Here is a 16,087-nt window from a genome sequence, read left to right as displayed (position 1 = left end):
CATCCGCCCCCTTTCTCTTGCGCGGCGGCGCGATCAGAACGGATGCCCATCGCCACCTCCGATTTCTGGCAGCGGGTTTGCCTCGCGATAGGTTTCGACCATTTCGATGGCCGGGCCAATGCCGCCGAGGGCGTCGGCGCCTTCTTCTGCGCTACCGCGATCAATCACCAGGTTGCGGGCAAGCAGCAGCTCCAGCGTCTTGATGCGGTCGGCTGCCTCAAGGTTATGCGCCTGGCACGGCGGCTGCGTCACGAGCCTCGCCACCAGCGTATCGGTGTCAGTGGTCAGATCACCCATTGTCTGCGCCTCCCTCTGTGCGGGCGGCGAGGGCATTGGCAATTGCGTGCGGATCGCAGGCATAAAGGCCGAAGTTGCCTAACCGCCGCCCTCATCAGGCGCTTGCAATGCGCACGCCCGCAGAGGCATTCAGATTAGCGGCTTAACCTGAGCAGATTCCGCTGGGTCGATACATGATTATCCAACGCATTCGCGCAGCGAGGCTGCCCCGTGATAATCCGTGATCCTCGCCCCGTTGTCGCCTGTCCGATCCACGCGCTGATCGTGCGCGTGGTGTTTGCGTTGATCGTCGCAGGGCTGATTGCGGGGCTGTGAGCGGATCGACCCTTTGAGCCCATTTCTGCCGTTGACTCATTCATGATGTTCCTGAAATGTTCAGGTGCGCAGCCGGGAGGATTTCAACATGTCGCAAACCAGACCGGTGGCCCGGCGTAGTGACAACATCCCCCTTGCGGTGAGTGTCATACTCCCGACCGTGCTGGCGCTCTCTCTGGGTGACGCGCTGATAAAGATGACAAGTGGCAGCTTCGTCATCTGGCAGATCTTCGTCATCCGCTCGCTGATTGTCATTCCGGTGCTGTTGGGTGTTCTTGCCACAAAAGCGAGGGGCGGGCTGCGGCGGTCCGACGCGTTGGGGTGGGCCGTCCTCCGCAGCCTGATGCTGGTCGGCATGTGGATCTGCTACTATCTTTCGCTGCCGGAGTTGACGCTTTCTGCGGCCGCCGCTGCCTATTACACGCTTCCGATCTTCATCACCCTGCTCTCGGCGGTGTTTGTTGGCGACCGCATTACACAGGGGGGCCGAGCCGCGGTTTTCATTGGATTTCTGGGCGTGTTGCTGATCCTGCGGCCCGAAGCGGGGGATTTCAACGCCTATGCGATCCTGCCGTTGATTTCGGCCATGCTCTATGCCGGGGCGATGATCCTGACCCGCACCAGATGCCGCCAGCAAGACCCCCTGGTGCTGTCGCTGGCGCTCAACATCGGCTTTGTTGTCGTCGGCGGACTGGCGGCAGCAATTATCCTTCTGTTGCCGGTGACCGCGCGACAGGGGTTCCTGCTGGCCCCATGGGCTGGCATGGAACCGTCCGAGTGGCTGTCCATGGGCCTTCTGGCGGCGGCGATCCTGATTGGAAGCATCGGCACGGCGATTGCCTATCAGAACGGTCCTCCTGCGATGATCGGAGCGTTCGACTTTGCTTATGTCGGATTTGCAGTCCTTTGGGGTTTGGCTTTCTTTGCCGAGGTGCCGGACATGCTTTCGTTATTTGGGATGTTGCTCATCGTCGGGGCCGGTATCCTCGCTTTGCGTCGATGACCGCTTTGTCCGCATAGCTGATACCATTGGCCCGATCTGAGGCGCTGGTGATCACATGGGGCACGCAACGGCGCTTTGGCCCGTTGCGGACGGTCGGACACGGTATTCTAAGTTGATTGCCATGCAGCGGGTAGATAACCGATGAACACCTCACGACGTCAGCACAACGCAGCTTGCCATTGCGGCTCAGTCCAGTTCAAGGTGCGTCTGACCGATGAGTTCAACACGATCCGGCGTTGCTCATGCTCCTATTGCCGGATGCGGGGCGCCATCGCTGTTTCGGCGCAGCTTTCAGATATTGAATTCGTCAAAGGAGACGAAATTCTGACACTTTATCAGTTCAATACCGGAACCGCGAAGCACTATTTCTGCAAGACATGCGGTATCTACACCCACCATCAGCGGCGCTCGAACCCAGGTCAGTTTGGAATTAACGTCGCATGTATCGAAGGTGTCAGTCCGTTTGATTTTCCTGAAGTCATGGTGATGGACGGCGTCTCTCACCCTTCTGATTCCACTGGCGCACCCAAAATTGCAGGGATCCTGAAATTCAGCCCGGCTGAGTAGTTACAGGTCCATCTGAAGGGCAGCTCCATCCCGCATAGCTGACACCCGCGCCCTCTGAGGCGCAAGCACTTCCACGTCACGTCCGGCCACAGTGCCGGGCGTTTTTGCATATCTCGCGAAAATGCGCAGCGGTGTATCATAACGGCTGAATTGAGCGCTGGCCTGATCGCCTATCTGGCGCGCAGGGATATGTCGGTCAGTGACAGGAGCTGGAGCAATCTGCGCGCGGCAGAAAGCTGCAGTTACTGTGGCGTCCAAACCTCTGCGCCATAGACGGATTCCCCGTGCAGTGCCCAGGTTCCAACCCATGTCTCATCTGCCTGAGCCTGAAGAACGGCGACCCCGTAACTGTCGCCAGAGCCAAATGCGACAGAAAGCACCAGCGGCTGAACATGCGCGACAACCGCAGTTCCTTCCATTGTGTGCCCCTCGACTTCCCAGGTGACAGCGAAGGTCTGGCCGGTTGGCTTGACTGTGACCGTGCCTGTATAGCCACTCTCACCGCCGGGATTGAGGCCATCAACGCTGTAGGTGCCAGCAGGATCGCTGGCGGCTGCGCTACTTGCGCCCATAAGTGATACCAGAAGTGCAGATATTGCGATCTTTGCCGACGACAGCCTGGCTTTTGTCATTTCGGAGCCTCCCATTTGATTTTTGGCGGGATAGCCGACGGGCAGCCGTGGAGTCCATACCGCGATACCTGACCTTGCCCGGCTGCCGCGCGTACATCTGCGGCTGACACGCCGCGATTGAGCAGGCTTATTCCGTCAGCCGGGGCGGTTTGACACCGTCGCCCATCATCCGGGCGATTTCGCGCTCAATGGTATCCAGAGCTGAAAGGTCTCCGCCTCGGGCGGCATGGACCGCGTCCTCGATCCTCGCCCAGCCCGGGTGATCATCGGCGATAAGATGGCCAGCCATATGCGCGACCATCAGCGTGTGGCCATAGACGGCCCGATAGTCCGGCTGGCGGATCGTCCGATCCCGCATGTCGCGCAAGCGCTTGTGAAAACTGATCCCGAACATGCGCCGAATATGCGGCGCAGCAGTGCGGATTCAATCCTTTACCCCAAGGGCTCGCTTTCGCGGGCCCTTTTTAATTGGAGAACGACATGCTGAAATTCCTGACCGGGCTTTTCGCCTGGTTCGGGGGGCTTTTTGCTGCCCGCCCGAAATCCTCGGCCGCCACCGGCGCCGCCGCCGTGCTGATCGATGCGGCTGCCTTCGTCGGCCCCTGGGAGGGTGAGTGGCTTGAGGCTAACCTTGACCGCATCGCCAGCCCGCCCGTCTGGACCGTCTGCTATGGCGAGACCAAAGGCGTGAAGCGGGGCATCGCACCTATCTGCGCCCGGATGGGTCTGGAAAGGCTCTGGCCGAACCGGCCGCCAACCCCGAACTGATCGCCACCGCCATCGGCATGAGCCTTATCAACCGGACCCTGATCGAGGCTACCGACCGGACCAACCGCACCGATGTGACCCAGACCCTCGTTTCGGTGCATGAACATGCGGCCCTCGCTGGCGGCTCCCTCCTGCTCTTGGCCGAGAGGCTGGGTTGTGACGCCGAGGTGCGCCAGTTGGTGGCCGAGGGACAGGCCCGCATCGCCGGGTATCAGGCATCCGCAGGGCTGGGGGGCCGGGCATGAGGGACGCCACGTTTTCCGGCGATGCTGTCATGAACATGCGCCAGTGCATCGCTCTGGTCGCCATGAGCGCCACCGTCCTGCGTCAGATCGGGGGCAGCCAACGCAGCCAGGCCGAGGCTCTGGGCCACCTGTGCGAGGTAATGGCCCTTGCCACCGCTCTGGGTTAACAGGTGCTTGACGAGGTGCAGCTTGCCGAGCGCCGGGAAACGAGGGCCGCCGCATGAACAAGAACCGCAACCAGCGCCGCGCTATGAAGCGCAATGCCGCAGCCAATGCTGCCATGCTGGCCCACTGCTGCTTCGACTATGACGGGAACGCCATGCTGCCCGTGACCGATCCCATTGCCATCGCGGTGCTTGAACGGGCCTTCAACCGCATTATGCAGGCAGGTGGCGAACCTATGGCCGTGCCCTTGTCTGAGGCAGAGGCCAGCGCCTTCCCGCGTCATGAGGGAGAGAAGAGAGTGCTGCTCGGTGGCGTGACATGGCTGGCCGTGGGTGTCGACGTGTCAGGCCGCGCCGCCTATTCTATGCAGTGCGCCAAGGATAAGAGCCGCGGGCTTGCCCATGAGGCGGCCCGAGCATTGGCGCTGTCACGGCTCAAGGCCTCGCTGGACATGCCGGGGGGGGGGCCTCGTGGCAGAAGGTGCAGGCCGATGCGTGAGGCCGGATCGAACGCCCAGCGGGGGCCGGAGCGAGCGCGGGCACCGGGGGGGCTCCGACTTTGGCCCATCAGGGGAGACTAGCGTGTGGGCCTTTTTACAAGATATGACTTAATTGGAGATTTTCGGAAAGGTGCCGGGGTGGCTGGTGAACGGCCCGTCCATTATTGCAACGGATAGCACCCAATCGCAAATAGGATGGCGGGATTATAGGCGGGTATATCGCCCGATCCGTGAAATTATCTAACGATTTCAGGGATGTTTGGCGGAAGAGGTGGGATTCGAACCCACGGAGGGTTTCCCCTCGCTGGTTTTCAAGACCAGTGCCTTAAACCACTCGGCCACTCTTCCGTCTTTGCTTGCACAACCGCGCTGACAGCGATCATGTGCTCTGCGAGAACCTGATTACTGATTGCTGAACCGGATGCCAACCAGTTATTTACATCAGCATCAGGATACCTGTGCTCCTGCATCGACAGGGGCGAGGCTTTGGTAAATAAGCGAAAGCCGGGGATGGGGAAAGTGCAGGCGGGCCGCGTTCCTCTCAGGGATCGACGCCGAGGGCCGATTTCTGTGCCAGGTTGGATGATCTGTCTGGTCTGGTTCTCAGGGTAGGGCGAACCGCGCGGTGTTTGCCCGAGGCTGATTATGGTTCGTTACGCGGCCATGGGCTCAGTTTCCTGAGCGGCATAGAAGTTTGCCTCTGCTTTAGGCGTTCGCCTTTGCTTCAGTGGGCGGGGCGTTCTCGGTCGGCCTCAGGAGGCGGCGGTTTTTAAACCAGTTCCCCCAGCTATCGTAATCCAATCATCCACCCGGAAGATGACGTGGTCGAGGCTGATGAAGCCCTCGCGCTGATGGGGGCGTGAAAACCGTCATCAGGGCTTTGCTGGGCGTTTTGCCTGTCAGCAGTCAGGCGTCTGGATCGATTCCCTGAAACCTGACGGGGAAAATTTTGTCCGGAAGCTGGACTGCATTTGTCCAGAATCTAAGTCGCGCAACAATGATTCGGGCTAGCTAATCCGGCCAGGAGTTGCGGAAAGCTATGGCACATTTGCCAAATAAATTATGCGTGACACGCCAGGCATGGCACACTGATTTTTCTGAAAATCCGCGGGCTTCGCGCAAATTCTTGTTTGTATTTTATGGTGCCCCCAGACGGACTTGAACCGCCGACCCTCTGATTACAAATCAGGCCGGGTCGTATTTCGGTCAATATCGGACAATATCGAAGCCAGTCCTGCAAGCCATTATTTTTGCGACATTTATTGACAATATCAGTGTCATTCCGTATCGCTCAATATCGGGCGCTACGGTCTACTCTGTTCCCCAGTTTGTTCCCCAGAGCGACCTTTTGATTGCCGAAAGGACCATTTGATTATGAAGCTGACGGCGCAGAACGTGGACAGGCTTCAGCCGACAGATCGCCGCCAGGAAATCCCTGACGACCTCTGCACCGGCCTTTATTTCATTGTGCAGCCGACAGGAAAGAAGGGCTGGCAGGTCCGATATCGGCACGGGGGAACACACCGCAGAATGACGCTGGGCCCATACCCCGTCCTGCTGCTGGCCGAGGCCCGCCAACGCGCCCGCGATGCTCTGGCTGCCGCCTCTGAGGGCCGCGACCCTTCGGCAGAGGTCAAGGCCGCCAAAGCCCCCAAGGAGGCGGACGATAAGAACAAGGTCCGCGTCCAGATCGAGCTGTTTGAGAAGCGCCACCTTCGCGGCCTGCGATCCGGTGACGAGGTGATGCGCCAGTTCCAGAGCTACATCATCCCGGTATGGGGCGAGCGCGAGATCCAGACCATCACAAAGCGCGATGTTCTCGACTTGCTGGACGGCATCACAGACCAGGGAAAGGCCACGACCGCCAACCGCATCCGCGCCTATCTGAGTAAGTTTTTCAACTGGTGCGCTGACCGGGACGTGATCGAGGTGCCGCCGACCCTGTCCGTCAAGGCCCCCGCGAAAGAGAAGGTCCGCGAGCGCGTTCTGACTGACGACGAGATCCGCTGGCTCTGGGCTGCCTGTGAGGCGGAGCTTTTCCCCTGGGGGCCATTCGGCAAGATGTTGCTGCTGACAGGACAGCGTCGCAACGAGGTCGCGGAAATCACAGACGCTGAAATTAGGGCTGGCGAGTGGCACATGACCGCAGAGCGCACCAAGAACGGGCGAGCGCATGTCCTGCCCCTCTCTGGCGCTGCTGCGGCGGTTCTGGAGGGCATTGACCGGATCGCGGATGAAGCTGGCCGGGTGCGCTGGATCTTCACCACCACCGGCACCACGCCTGTCTCGGGCTTTTCAAAGGGGCGTGACCATCTTCATGCCCGGATGCTGGCAGCGGCCGAGAAAGAGCGCGGCGAGGCGGTCGATATCCCGCACTGGACCTGGCACGATCTGCGCCGCACAGCTGCGACCGGCATGGCCCGGCTCGGCATCCCCGTGCGCGTCACAGAGGCGGTGCTGAACCACGTTTCAGGCACGGGCGGCGGTATCGTCGCGGTCTACCAGCGGCACGACTATGCCGACGAGAAGCGCGAGGCGCTGGAGGCATGGGCGCGGTTTGTCGCCGAGCTGGTCGAGGGCAGTCCTGGAAAATCTGGGAATGTGGTCAGGCTTCCTCGCCATAATCCTCTGCTGGGTCATCAAGGCCAATGATGGACCTTATGCCTCCGTTGCCAACTACAAGCTCCAGTGCGTTATTATCTATGAAGATGTTGATGTCCTGAGCGCCCCGACGCTCAAGGTCTTTTAGCTTGGTGGCAACGGCGTCACGCCTGTCCTTCTCAGTCATCATGTTCAGGACGCCTGAGAGCTGTGCGAGTTCATGAAAGATTGTTCCGAGATCTGGAGGCTCAGAAGGATACTTTTCTTCAAGCGTCGCCACTATCTCGGCGTTCATCGAGCGGTTGTTGGCTTCCGCGGCGGCTTTGATTCGGTCGCGCATCCCGTCCGGAAACCGAACAATGAACCGCTCTTGCTTCTCGCTCGGATAAAGCTCGCGCTCTGCCATGATTTTTTTCTCCGCACTCGTTAGGCACTGTTAGACGATGTTATGCCGATTTGCAATTAATGCCAAAGGGGCATGTATTCCGAATTGACATCATGACCGAGGCGGCCAAATATGGTGCTAAGTTGGCATCAAGGAGGCTAGATCATGAATTCTAGGCAAACTCTGGCGAAAGAGGAGGTCGTGGTTACAACCATGCGCCTGCCTCGCAGTCTCGTGACTGAGGCAAAAATCCAAGCGATCCGCGCCGGGCGGACGTTCAACGCGCATCTGGTCAAGGTGCTGGAAGAGGCAACGGGGGCTGAGTTTGGCGACGCGACCCCCGCTGCCGTGAAGGCCCACAAAGACCATTCGGAGGCACCCTCGCATGCAGCCGAATAATATTCAACTGATCCCCTCGCAGCGCGTTCGCGTCCTGTGTGGCGATATCTCGCTCTCGGCGCTGGAACGCTGGACCCGCCGCCCGGAACTCGGCTTCCCGAAGGCCCGCATGATCGGTCAGCGCCGGTTCTGGGTGCAGGCCGAAATCCTCGCATGGCTGGCAAGCCGGGAGGTGGCGGCATGAGCGTTTATGACGGCCTCAACGCCACAGACGGCCACCTTTCCGACATCAAGGGACTGGTGAACGCCCTCTATCAGATCAGCATGGAGAGCGCCTGCATCACGCAAACGCACCCCGATGCCCTGAGCATCAATGTGATGATCCGCATGATCGAGCATTGCGTCGAAGTCGCCGAGCGCCAGCAGTTGACGACCTGGGCGGCGCTCCGGGAGGCTAAGGAGGAGGCCAGCCATGCAGCGTCGTGACCTTCTTATCGCCTCAGGTGCCGCGCTCACGGCATCCCTTGGCACCCAGGCTGTAAAGGCCGCATGTGTCCTCAATTTTGAGGAGACCCCCGTCCAGCAGGCCTATCTGGCTTGGAAGCGTAGCCTCGACGGCTGGACTGCCGATATGGAGCGCGACAGCAGCGACGAGAATGGCGACCGTTGGTGCATGGCAACCTTTAAGCTTGCTGACGACATTCTGGATATTCCCTCGGAAGGGCCGATGGATCTGATCTGGAAGATCATGGCCTACAGTTACCACGGCCAGCATGAAATCGGCGACGGGGCAAGGGGCGAGGAAATCTGGGCCGAAGCCCGCGCATTGGTGGGGGTGTCGGAATGAGCGACATCCTCGACGCTTTGGATGAACTCGCAAGCGCCCGCGATATGCTGCAGCTTCTCGAAATGACCACCCGCTACCAGCCTGACAACGACCGGAAAGCGCTGGGGGCGGGCTGTGAAGCTGCACTGGCTCGGCTGAATGCTGGGATCTCAATGCTGTACGCCTCGCAGCGGGCGGAGGCAGGCTGACATGCACGACCTTTTTTCAAACCGCTCCTCTGGCCCAGCGCCAGAGGGCTCTGGATGCACGCGTGGTGGGCAGCAGAAGCCCTGGCATGAAGAAACCCACTGGCAGCCCCTCAGCACAGCTGTGCAGCGCCTGAAACGCACTGTGGAACTGGCCTACCATCGAGGGGACGAGATCGCCGCAGATAACGCGCACGACGACCTTGTGAGTGCTGAATGGCGCATGCGCCAGGCCGAGAAGCGAATGGACGGCCGTGCAGGCCGCCAGGATCACCAATCAAGTGAGGCTGAGGGATGAGCGGCTGGTTCTCCGTCAAGCGGGGGGTGACGGATCACCCCATTTTTCACAAGCGCCCCGACCGCCTCTATGTGTGGATGTATCTGCTGGAAACGGCGGCCTGGCAGGACACGCGACAGGACGCCAATGGCCGCCCCGTGGCTGTCCATCGTGGACAGCTTCTCACCTCTTTCCGGCAGCTTGAAGCCGCCACAGGTGTTCCAATCAAGGTCGTTCGCGGCCTGATCGACCAGCTTCGCACCGAGGACGCAATCGGCACAGATAAGGGCACGGGTCGCCTTCTTATAACTATTCGTAATTATGAGAAATATCAGAACCCCGACAACAAGAGGGGCACAGTCGAGGGCACGGCAAGGGCACAGCAAGGGCACACAAAAAAAACAAGGGAACAAATACTTCCTTCGGAAGACGCTTCCGCGTCGCCGATTTCTGATCCTGAAAAGGTGGTAGATCTGTCCTCGCCACTGGCCGCCGTCTGGGCCATCGGCAAGGCGTTTTTGGCAAAGCACGGTGTCGAGAAGCCTGGTCCTCTGATTGGTAACTGGCTCAAGACGGCGACAGCTTCGGAGCTGCTGGTGGCCATTGAGGCGGCCGACCGGGCGAGAACCGAGGATCCGATCCCGTACATCACGGCAGCTCTGAAACCAAAGCGCAGCAGCGGTGGTGGCACCGAGGTTGGCGAAATCAGAGAGCGTGATGGCGTCCGCAGGCAATATGTCGGTGGCGTGGGCTGGGTGGTCCTCCATGACTGAGCCGTTCGACATTTATGCTTTTGAAGAGCGGGCCGCGATCATGGAGTTCAACGGTGGGCTCTCTCGCTTCGAGGCTGAAACCCGGGCGGCTCGCGCCCAGGGCCGCAGCAGATGGCAGGCAATGCTGGAGGTGCGCAATGCCGACCGCAACGGAAATTCTCAGGGAGCACAGGATCACGGTTCGCCGATGGTCGGGCACCACGCGGACCACCTGTCCGCAGTGCAGCCCGACCCGACGGAACAAGACGGATCCCTGCCTCAGCGTGACGTTCAAACATGACGGAATCCAATGGAAATGCTGGCACTGCGATTTCGCGGGGGGAGCCTTCTTCGAAGATCGCGGGGCCGATCAGGTATCTTATCGAGGTGCGCAAGCTGGACGCCGTGCTTTTGGAGCACATGGGGGTTCGGGCGGATGTGCATCCTCAACTCGGGCCGGTGATCGCGCTGCCCTATCGCCGGGACGGAAAGCCTTACGCTGGGAAGTTCCGCGCGATTGAGAAGAAAGACTGGCGCTCAACGCAGGGTGTTTCGCGTGGTCTGTTCAATGAGGACGCACTGCGCGAGGGCGATGGTCCGGTGGTCATCACCGAGGGCGAGATTGACGCGCTGAGCGTGATCCAGGCGGGGTATTCCCGGGCGGTTTCTCTGCCAGATGGCTGGACGGTGGACGGCGGCAAGCGGGACGTGCTGATCGAGGCCGAGCCTTTGCTACGCACGGCGCCCTACATCATCGTGGCAGGCGACGCCGATGAAGCCGGGGCGAGCCTGCCGAGGACGGTCTCCAACATCCTCGACGGTCACGACGTGCGCTATGTCACCTGGCCCGACGGTTGCAAGGATGCCAATGATGTGCTGATGCGCTTCGGTGAAGGCGAATTGGCGGGGTGCCTGGCCGATGCTGTCCAGATGGACCCGGCTGGCGGTTTCATCACCAGCCTGCACGATCTTCCACCGATGCCGGAGCGTCGTGTCCTTCGCCTTGGAATGTCGCCATACGATCACGGTCTCGCATTCGAGGTCGGCGCAATGTCAGTCGGCACGGGAACGCCCGGGGCGGGGAAATCCACCTTCACGACCTTTGCCGCCTATCACATCGCCCGACACGAGAACATCAGGGTCGGCCTGCTGCCATTCGAGACCCACTCTTACCGGATCCGCGATCAGATCGCTCGGCTGCTCTGTCGAAAGCCATTTGCCGAACTGACGAATTCGGAACTGGCTCAGGTCCATACGTTCGGTGATCGGCATATTCGTATCGTTCATCGGCGTTACAGTGCTGACGTGCAGCACCATCTCGCGTGGCTCCGGGCCAATATCAAAATCCTCGCGGTCCGCGACAACTGCAAGCTGATCATCATCGACCCATGGAACGAATTGGAGCACCTGCCCGAGAAGGGCGAGAGCATGACCGCCTATATCAACTTCGCCCTCCAGCAGATCCGCAGTTGGGCCGAGCAGTACGACACGCATATCTGCGTGATCGCTCACCCCCGGAAGATGAGCACCGAAGGCAAGATGAAGTGCCCGACAGGCTACGATATCGCCGACAGTGCGGCGTTCTTCAACAAGCCCGCGCTGGGTTTCAGCGTCCATAAGGACGAGGACGGCGACGGAGACGAGTTCGTCCAGATCATGACCTGGAAGGTGCGCGAAACCCAGCTTTACGGCTTCTCGCCCGGCAACATGCGCCTGCGCTTCCACGAGCACGGCATGACCTACAGCAAATTCGAGAGCAACGCCCGATACACCAGCGGAAAGGCATCAGCATGACTCCCTCCCGCAAAGCCCTCGTCCGGGCCACTGGCACCACTGGTGCGCTGGAAGCGGTCACGCTCTCCCGTGCACCCTGGGACGCCCCGGTCACCGAGCCTGACGCCAGGGAAGAAACCCGGCCCGGCTTCACCCTTATCCGCCCCACGCCCCGCAAGGATCTGACCCGCGCTGAGATGGTGATCGCGGTCCTGCGGGCTGAAATGAAGGAGATCCGCGTATGAGCACGCCGATTGAACACGATTTCCAGGTCGCCGCCAATCGCATCGCCCAGGCATTCACCCGCCTGATCGAGGCCGTCATCGAGGCAGAGCAGCGCCTTCGCTATTCTGGCGATACCTTCAACGATCAGGGCTTCTGGAGCCGGGCAAATGCATGCTGGGCTGCAGCTGATGCTTTGCCAAAGGCCCTCGCGCCCCTGCTGGCCCCCAACCCGCAGGACGCGGTGACAGCACCAGCCACCGGCACCCCATACGGCCAGCAGAATAGGGCGGAAACGGTGGTGACCTCCGGCGCAACCGGCCAGGCCAGCACCAACCCCGATGGTGGGGCGATCAGCCGCGCGCGCGATATGCTCGCAGAATGGCTGCACACGCCAAACGAAGGCGATCCGATGATTGATTGCCTGCTGGGGGTGATCGCCGAGGCGCACGGGCTTCTCGCAGCCGCCCCCGCGCTGCCCTTGGACACCGAGGACGGGTTCGGGGCCGCCACCATCGGCAAGCAGGCAATCGGCCATCTGCGCGAGATGTACCGGCCCGCCTTCGACAAGCTGGGCGCATCCGGCCGAGTGTCTCTTCGCAATTTCATCGACCAGCGCGTGGGGGCCGCATGAAAGCTCAATTTGGCAAACCTCTCGTAAACCTTGAAACCGGCGACTTGACCCATACCGTGGAAGTCTTCGCTCAAGGCGGCTGGCACTATCTTGCGGTCAAATCTGCTGACAGTGGCAAAGCGGAAATTTGGCACGGCAGCGCGGATGAGGCCGAGGCGAAAATCGCAGACCTGAAAGCGAGGGCAGCATGAACGCCCACGCATCCACACTGGACACCGACAAGCTGCGCAAATTCAAGGCGCTGATGGAGGGCGGCAAGACGCTGGGCGAGCGACAGGCCGCCAAGCGTAAAGCCGAAACCCTCGCCACCCGGGCCGGGCTTACGCTCTGGCAGGCCATGTCCAAGCTGGACGCGCCTGTCGGGATCGTCAGAACCGCCTCGCCGTCCTTCGCTGACATCTTCGGCGCGATGGAGGATGAGGAGGAACGCAAGAACCCCGGGCACAAGGCTCGTCAGGCCAAGGAGCGGGCCGAGAAGGAAGCGAAGCGCCGTGCGCGCTGCGACGCCCTCGCTGCGCAATACGGCAGCCTGGAGGCAGTGTTCGAAGATACCGAGATCGAGGCGGCGTTGCGCGAAGCCCTCGCGCATCTGGAAGATCCTGCGAACCGCATTTGGGGATATGAAGACTATCGCGCCAACGAACCCACGCCCGCCATGTGGGAGGCCATCCGGGCGGCTGTTCACGTGCCGACGACACTGCCCGAGCTGCTGGCCCTGCACCGGGCTCAGGAGGCCCTTGGAACCGACCGCTACACCGTCGATGACCATTGGACGCCCGGGCACTGGTCCGAGGCCTGGCGCGGTGCGCTGGAGCATCTGCTGGACACGCTTGCTGATCCGACTGCGGAAGGTGTCGCTGCTCGCATCGACTGGATGCTGGACTTGGCGAAGCGGGATTTCTCTCGTGGGGCCGAGCGCGATGAGGTGGTGCTGGCCGCCCTGAAAGCCGACTTCGCCATCCTATCCGTCAGCGTCCAGACCGGACAGCCGCAACCCCAGACCGAGACACAGCGCCGCGCCGCCGTCCTCGATCTGCTGCGCCAGCACTTCGAACTGACAGACCGCGAGATCGCCCGCCGCACCGGGGTCAGCCCGACCACCGTGGGCAAGCAGCGGCGCAAGATGGAGAGATCCCATGCCTGACATCATTCCCCACCTGATCTGGGGCTACATCTGCGTTGGAGCGTTTAGCTGTGGAATCGCGCACGGCATGGCGGATCGGGTCAGCTTCGGCCTGCATTTCGCGCTGTTCTTTGCATGGCCAGTGATCTGGGTTCTGGGCGCGATCCAGAAGGCAAAGCGGGGGCGCAAATGATCCGCCCCTCTCATATCATCTGGTGCTTGGCCGGTGCCCTCTGTGCGAGCGCCGATGGCGACGTGGGTATTATCTGGACGGCCATCGGTGTTGCTGCAGTCGGCGGCTGGGCCGCGTGGTGGGAGGGTCAGGCATGATCCGCCGCCGCGATGATGTCACCCTGGCCGAACTGATCGAATGGCGCGTCTCTGTCCTGGAGGGGATGCTGCTTCGCTCGTCCGGCAGTCTGGAATGGGCGGATCAGGTCATTGCCGATTTCGCGCGCGACGAGCTGCTGGCCCTCGGTTGTCAGCCCCCTCTGATCGGGGGACAGCATGGCCTCAACTGACCAGAGCACAAGCACTCTGAATGGGCGCTGCAAAGGCTGCGGCAAGGTGTTCAACGTCGCCAGCCTGCCGATGCCTATGGATCAGGTCGCGCGGCTTTCAATGCGGGCCAAGTGCCCGACCTGCGGGGGCAAGCACATTGCCATCGCCAACCCTGAAAACGATTGAGGCACATATCCAATGTGGACACGACACGAGCACCAAGGCGGCGAATATACCGGCCCGAATGGAGCGCTGGTCAGGCCGGTATATCGCGGCCCGGCGACCGGCGACCGGCGGCGCACTTCCCGGGCGGATCTGCTCCGCTGGCACCATGACGGGGGAGCCGACGACATTCTGGCTTTCGAAGTCTGGTCGTCTGACCGCGATCTGCGCACCATCGGCAAGGCTCCATCTCCCGGATGGTTCGGCATCCGCTGCCTGACCGGCAAGGAGAACGAGGCACGAGAAGAACTGGAGGAGATGGGGGTTGAGGTCTGCCCGCTGACCTATCGCACCCGGACTTGGCCCCGGAAAAAGCGCCGCTCCGTGATCGTGGAGCGCCCGCTGTGCCCGAGCTATGTCTTCGCGTTCATCCAGCCGGCGCAATGGCCGCAGGTCCGCGCCTGCAATCGGGTGATCGGCTGGATCGCAGACGACAAGGGGCCGTTGCCGGTCGCCAGCGAGCATCAGCTCCGCAAGCTTCAGAACGCCGCCTCTGCCGGTGCCTTCGACGATACCGGTGTCGAGGGGCGCCTGATGCCCGGTGATGAGCTGGAGATCCTGTTCGGCCCTCTCTCGGGCTGGCGTGTCGCCTTCATGGCCCTGCGCGGCCAGATGATTGAGGGCGAGCTTTCAATGCTGGGCGCCGCGCGCAAGATCCGGATCCCGGCGTCAGACATTCATATGCGGAAAGGGTGAGTAATGACCGTGACCATTCATGTCGGCTTCGATGCGAAGGATTTCAGCCAGAAATCGGGAAAGCTCTTCATCGCTGATCCGGCAGTACAGGAGGGGTTGGTGCCGGTCGTGGCCAAGGGCACGAAGCCGGTGACCTATCTGAACAGCTACAATGTCGCGGATCAGGTGCATTGCGCCTTTTGCGACAGCCACCAGCGTCACAATCGCGGCTTCACGGTTGGGCTGGAGGATGGAAGCATAGCCCTATGCGGTAACAAGTGCGCCGAAGGTTTCTTTGGCGCCGACACAGCGCGAGCGTTGCGCGCCGATCTGGAACGGAGACAGGATCGCGAAAAGCAGCGCGAGACCATCGCCAGGACTTTCGCGGGCATCCCTGAGGTACGTGCGCAAATTACCCAAGTGCTGGTAGACAGAGAGGCGCGCAGCCTCGACTTGACACTGGTGCTGGCTTTGATCCTCGACGAACGAGCTCAAACCCGCATCCGTGCTGGCGATGTGCCCGGCGTGAACGGTCGGCTCCTCACCCTTTGGACTGCGAGCCCGCGCGTGCCACGCCTGCAAGCAATGCTGCGCCATATGGAGAATGCTATGGGGCTCGGCCTCTCGGATACCATCCTGAAACGCGCGATAGACACCCGGGCGCGATTGATCCGCTTGATTGAGGAACTGTCCGACTATTTCGCTGAAATGGACCACTTCATGCAGGCGGAAAATCTCTGGCACCTCGCCGAGTTCCATCGGAGCCTGCCCGCCGATGGGGCGTCTATATCGTTCAAAGCCAAAGGGGAAGCCGCCGAGCTGCATATTTTCCAGCCCGGCGAGGGGATTGCGAGATACCGAATCACCAAGCCTCTCGCATTCGATGGGGCCGGGCTGATCGCGATGCTGAGCCGACCATCCTGTTGACGATCACCGCCAGAGCCAGTATGTTGGCAGTCAGGTGGGGGCGACCTGAGGCGAGGCGAGAGCTGGACGCCCAGCCCCTCAGCCGCAGGACTGCCCGGACGGGCCACCCTGTGCGCACGTCAGCGAAGCTATG

27 protein-coding genes and 1 tRNA gene are annotated in these 16,087 nt (G+C 61.2%); 23 read left to right on the top strand and 5 right to left on the bottom strand.

What is annotated here, in order from left to right; translation table 11 throughout:
- Positions 1-33: 33 nt before the first annotated feature.
- Positions 34-297, bottom strand: a complete 264-nt coding sequence (locus tag HOY34_RS11280) for a hypothetical protein (protein WP_172362851.1) — start codon at positions 295-297, stop codon at positions 34-36.
- Positions 298-700: 403 nt separating this feature from the next.
- Here HOY34_RS11280 and HOY34_RS11275 point away from each other — a divergent pair, with 403 nt between their 5' ends.
- Both HOY34_RS11275 and HOY34_RS11270 read left to right on the top strand, forming a co-directional pair.
- Positions 701-1,615 carry a DMT family transporter gene (locus HOY34_RS11275; RefSeq protein ID WP_172362849.1) on the top strand — a complete coding sequence of 305 codons (915 nt, stop codon included), beginning with the start codon at positions 701-703 and terminating at the stop codon, positions 1,613-1,615.
- Between the two features lie 141 nt (positions 1,616-1,756).
- Positions 1,757-2,182 carry a GFA family protein gene (locus HOY34_RS11270; protein WP_172362847.1) on the top strand — a complete coding sequence of 142 codons (426 nt, stop codon included), beginning with the start codon at positions 1,757-1,759 and terminating at the stop codon, positions 2,180-2,182.
- Positions 2,183-2,424: 242 nt separating this feature from the next.
- Here the strand turns inward: HOY34_RS11270 and HOY34_RS11265 are convergent, their stop codons facing one another.
- On the bottom strand, positions 2,425-2,814 hold the full coding sequence (locus HOY34_RS11265) for a hypothetical protein (protein WP_172362845.1): 390 nt from the start codon (positions 2,812-2,814) through the stop codon (positions 2,425-2,427).
- A gap of 127 nt (positions 2,815-2,941) precedes the next feature.
- On the bottom strand, positions 2,942-3,172 hold the full coding sequence (locus HOY34_RS11260; RefSeq protein ID WP_253944386.1) for a hypothetical protein: 231 nt from the start codon (positions 3,170-3,172) through the stop codon (positions 2,942-2,944).
- A 122-nt stretch (positions 3,173-3,294) separates the two neighbouring features.
- Here HOY34_RS11260 and HOY34_RS11255 point away from each other — a divergent pair, with 122 nt between their 5' ends.
- The 4 genes from HOY34_RS11255 to HOY34_RS11240 are packed head-to-tail and all read left to right on the top strand — an operon-like array spanning position 3,295 to position 4,572.
- Positions 3,295-3,582: a lysozyme family protein gene (locus HOY34_RS11255; RefSeq protein ID WP_172362841.1), complete on the top strand. Its 288-nt coding sequence runs from the start codon at positions 3,295-3,297 to the stop codon at positions 3,580-3,582.
- Between the two features lie 17 nt (positions 3,583-3,599).
- Positions 3,600-3,827, top strand: coding sequence for a hypothetical protein (locus tag HOY34_RS11250; RefSeq protein ID WP_172362839.1), 228 nt, complete (start codon positions 3,600-3,602; stop codon positions 3,825-3,827).
- Positions 3,824-3,994, top strand: coding sequence for a hypothetical protein (locus HOY34_RS11245; RefSeq protein ID WP_172362837.1), 171 nt, complete (start codon positions 3,824-3,826; stop codon positions 3,992-3,994). The genes HOY34_RS11250 and HOY34_RS11245 overlap by 4 nt, the downstream gene beginning before the upstream one ends.
- Before the next feature lie 53 nt (positions 3,995-4,047).
- Positions 4,048-4,572, top strand: coding sequence for a hypothetical protein (locus HOY34_RS11240; protein ID WP_172362835.1), 525 nt, complete (start codon positions 4,048-4,050; stop codon positions 4,570-4,572).
- A gap of 179 nt (positions 4,573-4,751) precedes the next feature.
- On the opposite strand, the gene HOY34_RS11235 is transcribed toward HOY34_RS11240, so the two are convergent.
- Positions 4,752-4,839, bottom strand: a tRNA-Ser gene (locus HOY34_RS11235).
- A gap of 1,026 nt (positions 4,840-5,865) precedes the next feature.
- On the opposite strand from HOY34_RS11235, the gene HOY34_RS11230 reads away from it, so the two are divergent.
- Positions 5,866-7,143 carry a tyrosine-type recombinase/integrase gene (locus HOY34_RS11230; RefSeq protein ID WP_172362833.1) on the top strand — a complete coding sequence of 426 codons (1,278 nt, stop codon included), beginning with the start codon at positions 5,866-5,868 and terminating at the stop codon, positions 7,141-7,143.
- Here the strand turns inward: HOY34_RS11230 and HOY34_RS11225 are convergent.
- On the bottom strand, positions 7,097-7,498 hold the full coding sequence (locus HOY34_RS11225; RefSeq protein WP_172362831.1) for an Arc family DNA-binding protein: 402 nt from the start codon (positions 7,496-7,498) through the stop codon (positions 7,097-7,099). The two genes, HOY34_RS11230 and HOY34_RS11225, sit on opposite strands and share 47 nt — an antisense overlap.
- Positions 7,499-7,642: 144 nt before the next feature.
- On the opposite strand from HOY34_RS11225, the gene HOY34_RS11220 reads away from it, so the two are divergent.
- From HOY34_RS11220 to HOY34_RS11145, 16 genes are all read left to right on the top strand, one after another.
- Positions 7,643-7,876, top strand: coding sequence for a hypothetical protein (locus tag HOY34_RS11220; protein ID WP_172362829.1), 234 nt, complete (start codon positions 7,643-7,645; stop codon positions 7,874-7,876).
- Positions 7,863-8,060 (top strand): helix-turn-helix transcriptional regulator, encoded by a 198-nt coding sequence (locus HOY34_RS11215; RefSeq protein WP_172362827.1) that lies wholly within the window; start codon positions 7,863-7,865, stop codon positions 8,058-8,060. Before HOY34_RS11220 ends, HOY34_RS11215 begins: the two co-directional genes overlap by 14 nt.
- Positions 8,057-8,302, top strand: a complete 246-nt coding sequence (locus HOY34_RS11210) for a hypothetical protein (protein WP_172362825.1) — start codon at positions 8,057-8,059, stop codon at positions 8,300-8,302. Before HOY34_RS11215 ends, HOY34_RS11210 begins: the two co-directional genes overlap by 4 nt.
- The gene (locus tag HOY34_RS11205; protein WP_172362823.1) at positions 8,289-8,663 is read left to right on the top strand and encodes a hypothetical protein; all 375 of its coding nucleotides are present in this window, start codon (positions 8,289-8,291) and stop codon (positions 8,661-8,663) included. Before HOY34_RS11210 ends, HOY34_RS11205 begins: the two co-directional genes overlap by 14 nt.
- Positions 8,660-8,851, top strand: a complete 192-nt coding sequence (locus tag HOY34_RS11200) for a hypothetical protein (protein WP_172362821.1) — start codon at positions 8,660-8,662, stop codon at positions 8,849-8,851. Before HOY34_RS11205 ends, HOY34_RS11200 begins: the two co-directional genes overlap by 4 nt.
- A gap of 291 nt (positions 8,852-9,142) precedes the next feature.
- Positions 9,143-9,898, top strand: a complete 756-nt coding sequence (locus tag HOY34_RS11195) for a hypothetical protein (RefSeq protein ID WP_172362795.1) — start codon at positions 9,143-9,145, stop codon at positions 9,896-9,898.
- A complete protein-coding gene (locus HOY34_RS11190) occupies positions 9,891-10,178 on the top strand; it encodes a hypothetical protein (protein WP_172362475.1) in 288 nt (95 codons plus the stop codon). Before HOY34_RS11195 ends, HOY34_RS11190 begins: the two co-directional genes overlap by 8 nt.
- Positions 10,175-11,671 (top strand): AAA family ATPase, encoded by a 1,497-nt coding sequence (locus HOY34_RS11185; RefSeq protein WP_172362793.1) that lies wholly within the window; start codon positions 10,175-10,177, stop codon positions 11,669-11,671. Before HOY34_RS11190 ends, HOY34_RS11185 begins: the two co-directional genes overlap by 4 nt.
- A complete protein-coding gene (locus tag HOY34_RS11180) occupies positions 11,668-11,895 on the top strand; it encodes a hypothetical protein (protein WP_172362791.1) in 228 nt (75 codons plus the stop codon). Before HOY34_RS11185 ends, HOY34_RS11180 begins: the two co-directional genes overlap by 4 nt.
- Positions 11,892-12,506, top strand: coding sequence for a hypothetical protein (locus HOY34_RS11175; protein ID WP_172362789.1), 615 nt, complete (start codon positions 11,892-11,894; stop codon positions 12,504-12,506). Before HOY34_RS11180 ends, HOY34_RS11175 begins: the two co-directional genes overlap by 4 nt.
- Positions 12,503-12,697, top strand: a complete 195-nt coding sequence (locus HOY34_RS11170) for a hypothetical protein (protein WP_172362787.1) — start codon at positions 12,503-12,505, stop codon at positions 12,695-12,697. Before HOY34_RS11175 ends, HOY34_RS11170 begins: the two co-directional genes overlap by 4 nt.
- Positions 12,694-13,650 (top strand): helix-turn-helix domain-containing protein, encoded by a 957-nt coding sequence (locus tag HOY34_RS11165; protein ID WP_172362785.1) that lies wholly within the window; start codon positions 12,694-12,696, stop codon positions 13,648-13,650. Before HOY34_RS11170 ends, HOY34_RS11165 begins: the two co-directional genes overlap by 4 nt.
- Entirely contained in the window at positions 13,643-13,822 is a 180-nt protein-coding gene (locus HOY34_RS11160) for a hypothetical protein (RefSeq protein WP_172362783.1), read from the top strand. The genes HOY34_RS11165 and HOY34_RS11160 overlap by 8 nt, the downstream gene beginning before the upstream one ends.
- A gap of 133 nt (positions 13,823-13,955) precedes the next feature.
- Entirely contained in the window at positions 13,956-14,150 is a 195-nt protein-coding gene (locus HOY34_RS11155) for a hypothetical protein (RefSeq protein ID WP_172362781.1), read from the top strand.
- Between the two features lie 178 nt (positions 14,151-14,328).
- Positions 14,329-15,048: a transcription termination/antitermination NusG family protein gene (locus HOY34_RS11150; protein WP_172362779.1), complete on the top strand. Its 720-nt coding sequence runs from the start codon at positions 14,329-14,331 to the stop codon at positions 15,046-15,048.
- 3 nt (positions 15,049-15,051) lie between these two features.
- Positions 15,052-15,954, top strand: coding sequence for an FUSC family protein (locus tag HOY34_RS11145; RefSeq protein ID WP_172362777.1), 903 nt, complete (start codon positions 15,052-15,054; stop codon positions 15,952-15,954).
- Positions 15,955-16,087 lie beyond the last annotated feature (133 nt).

This window comes from Pseudogemmobacter hezensis (assembly GCF_013155295.1).
GTDB classification, from domain to species: domain Bacteria; phylum Pseudomonadota; class Alphaproteobacteria; order Rhodobacterales; family Rhodobacteraceae; genus Pseudogemmobacter; species Pseudogemmobacter hezensis.
Note: the sequence above shows the minus strand (reverse complement) of the source record. Positions and strands in the feature narration are given on the sequence as shown.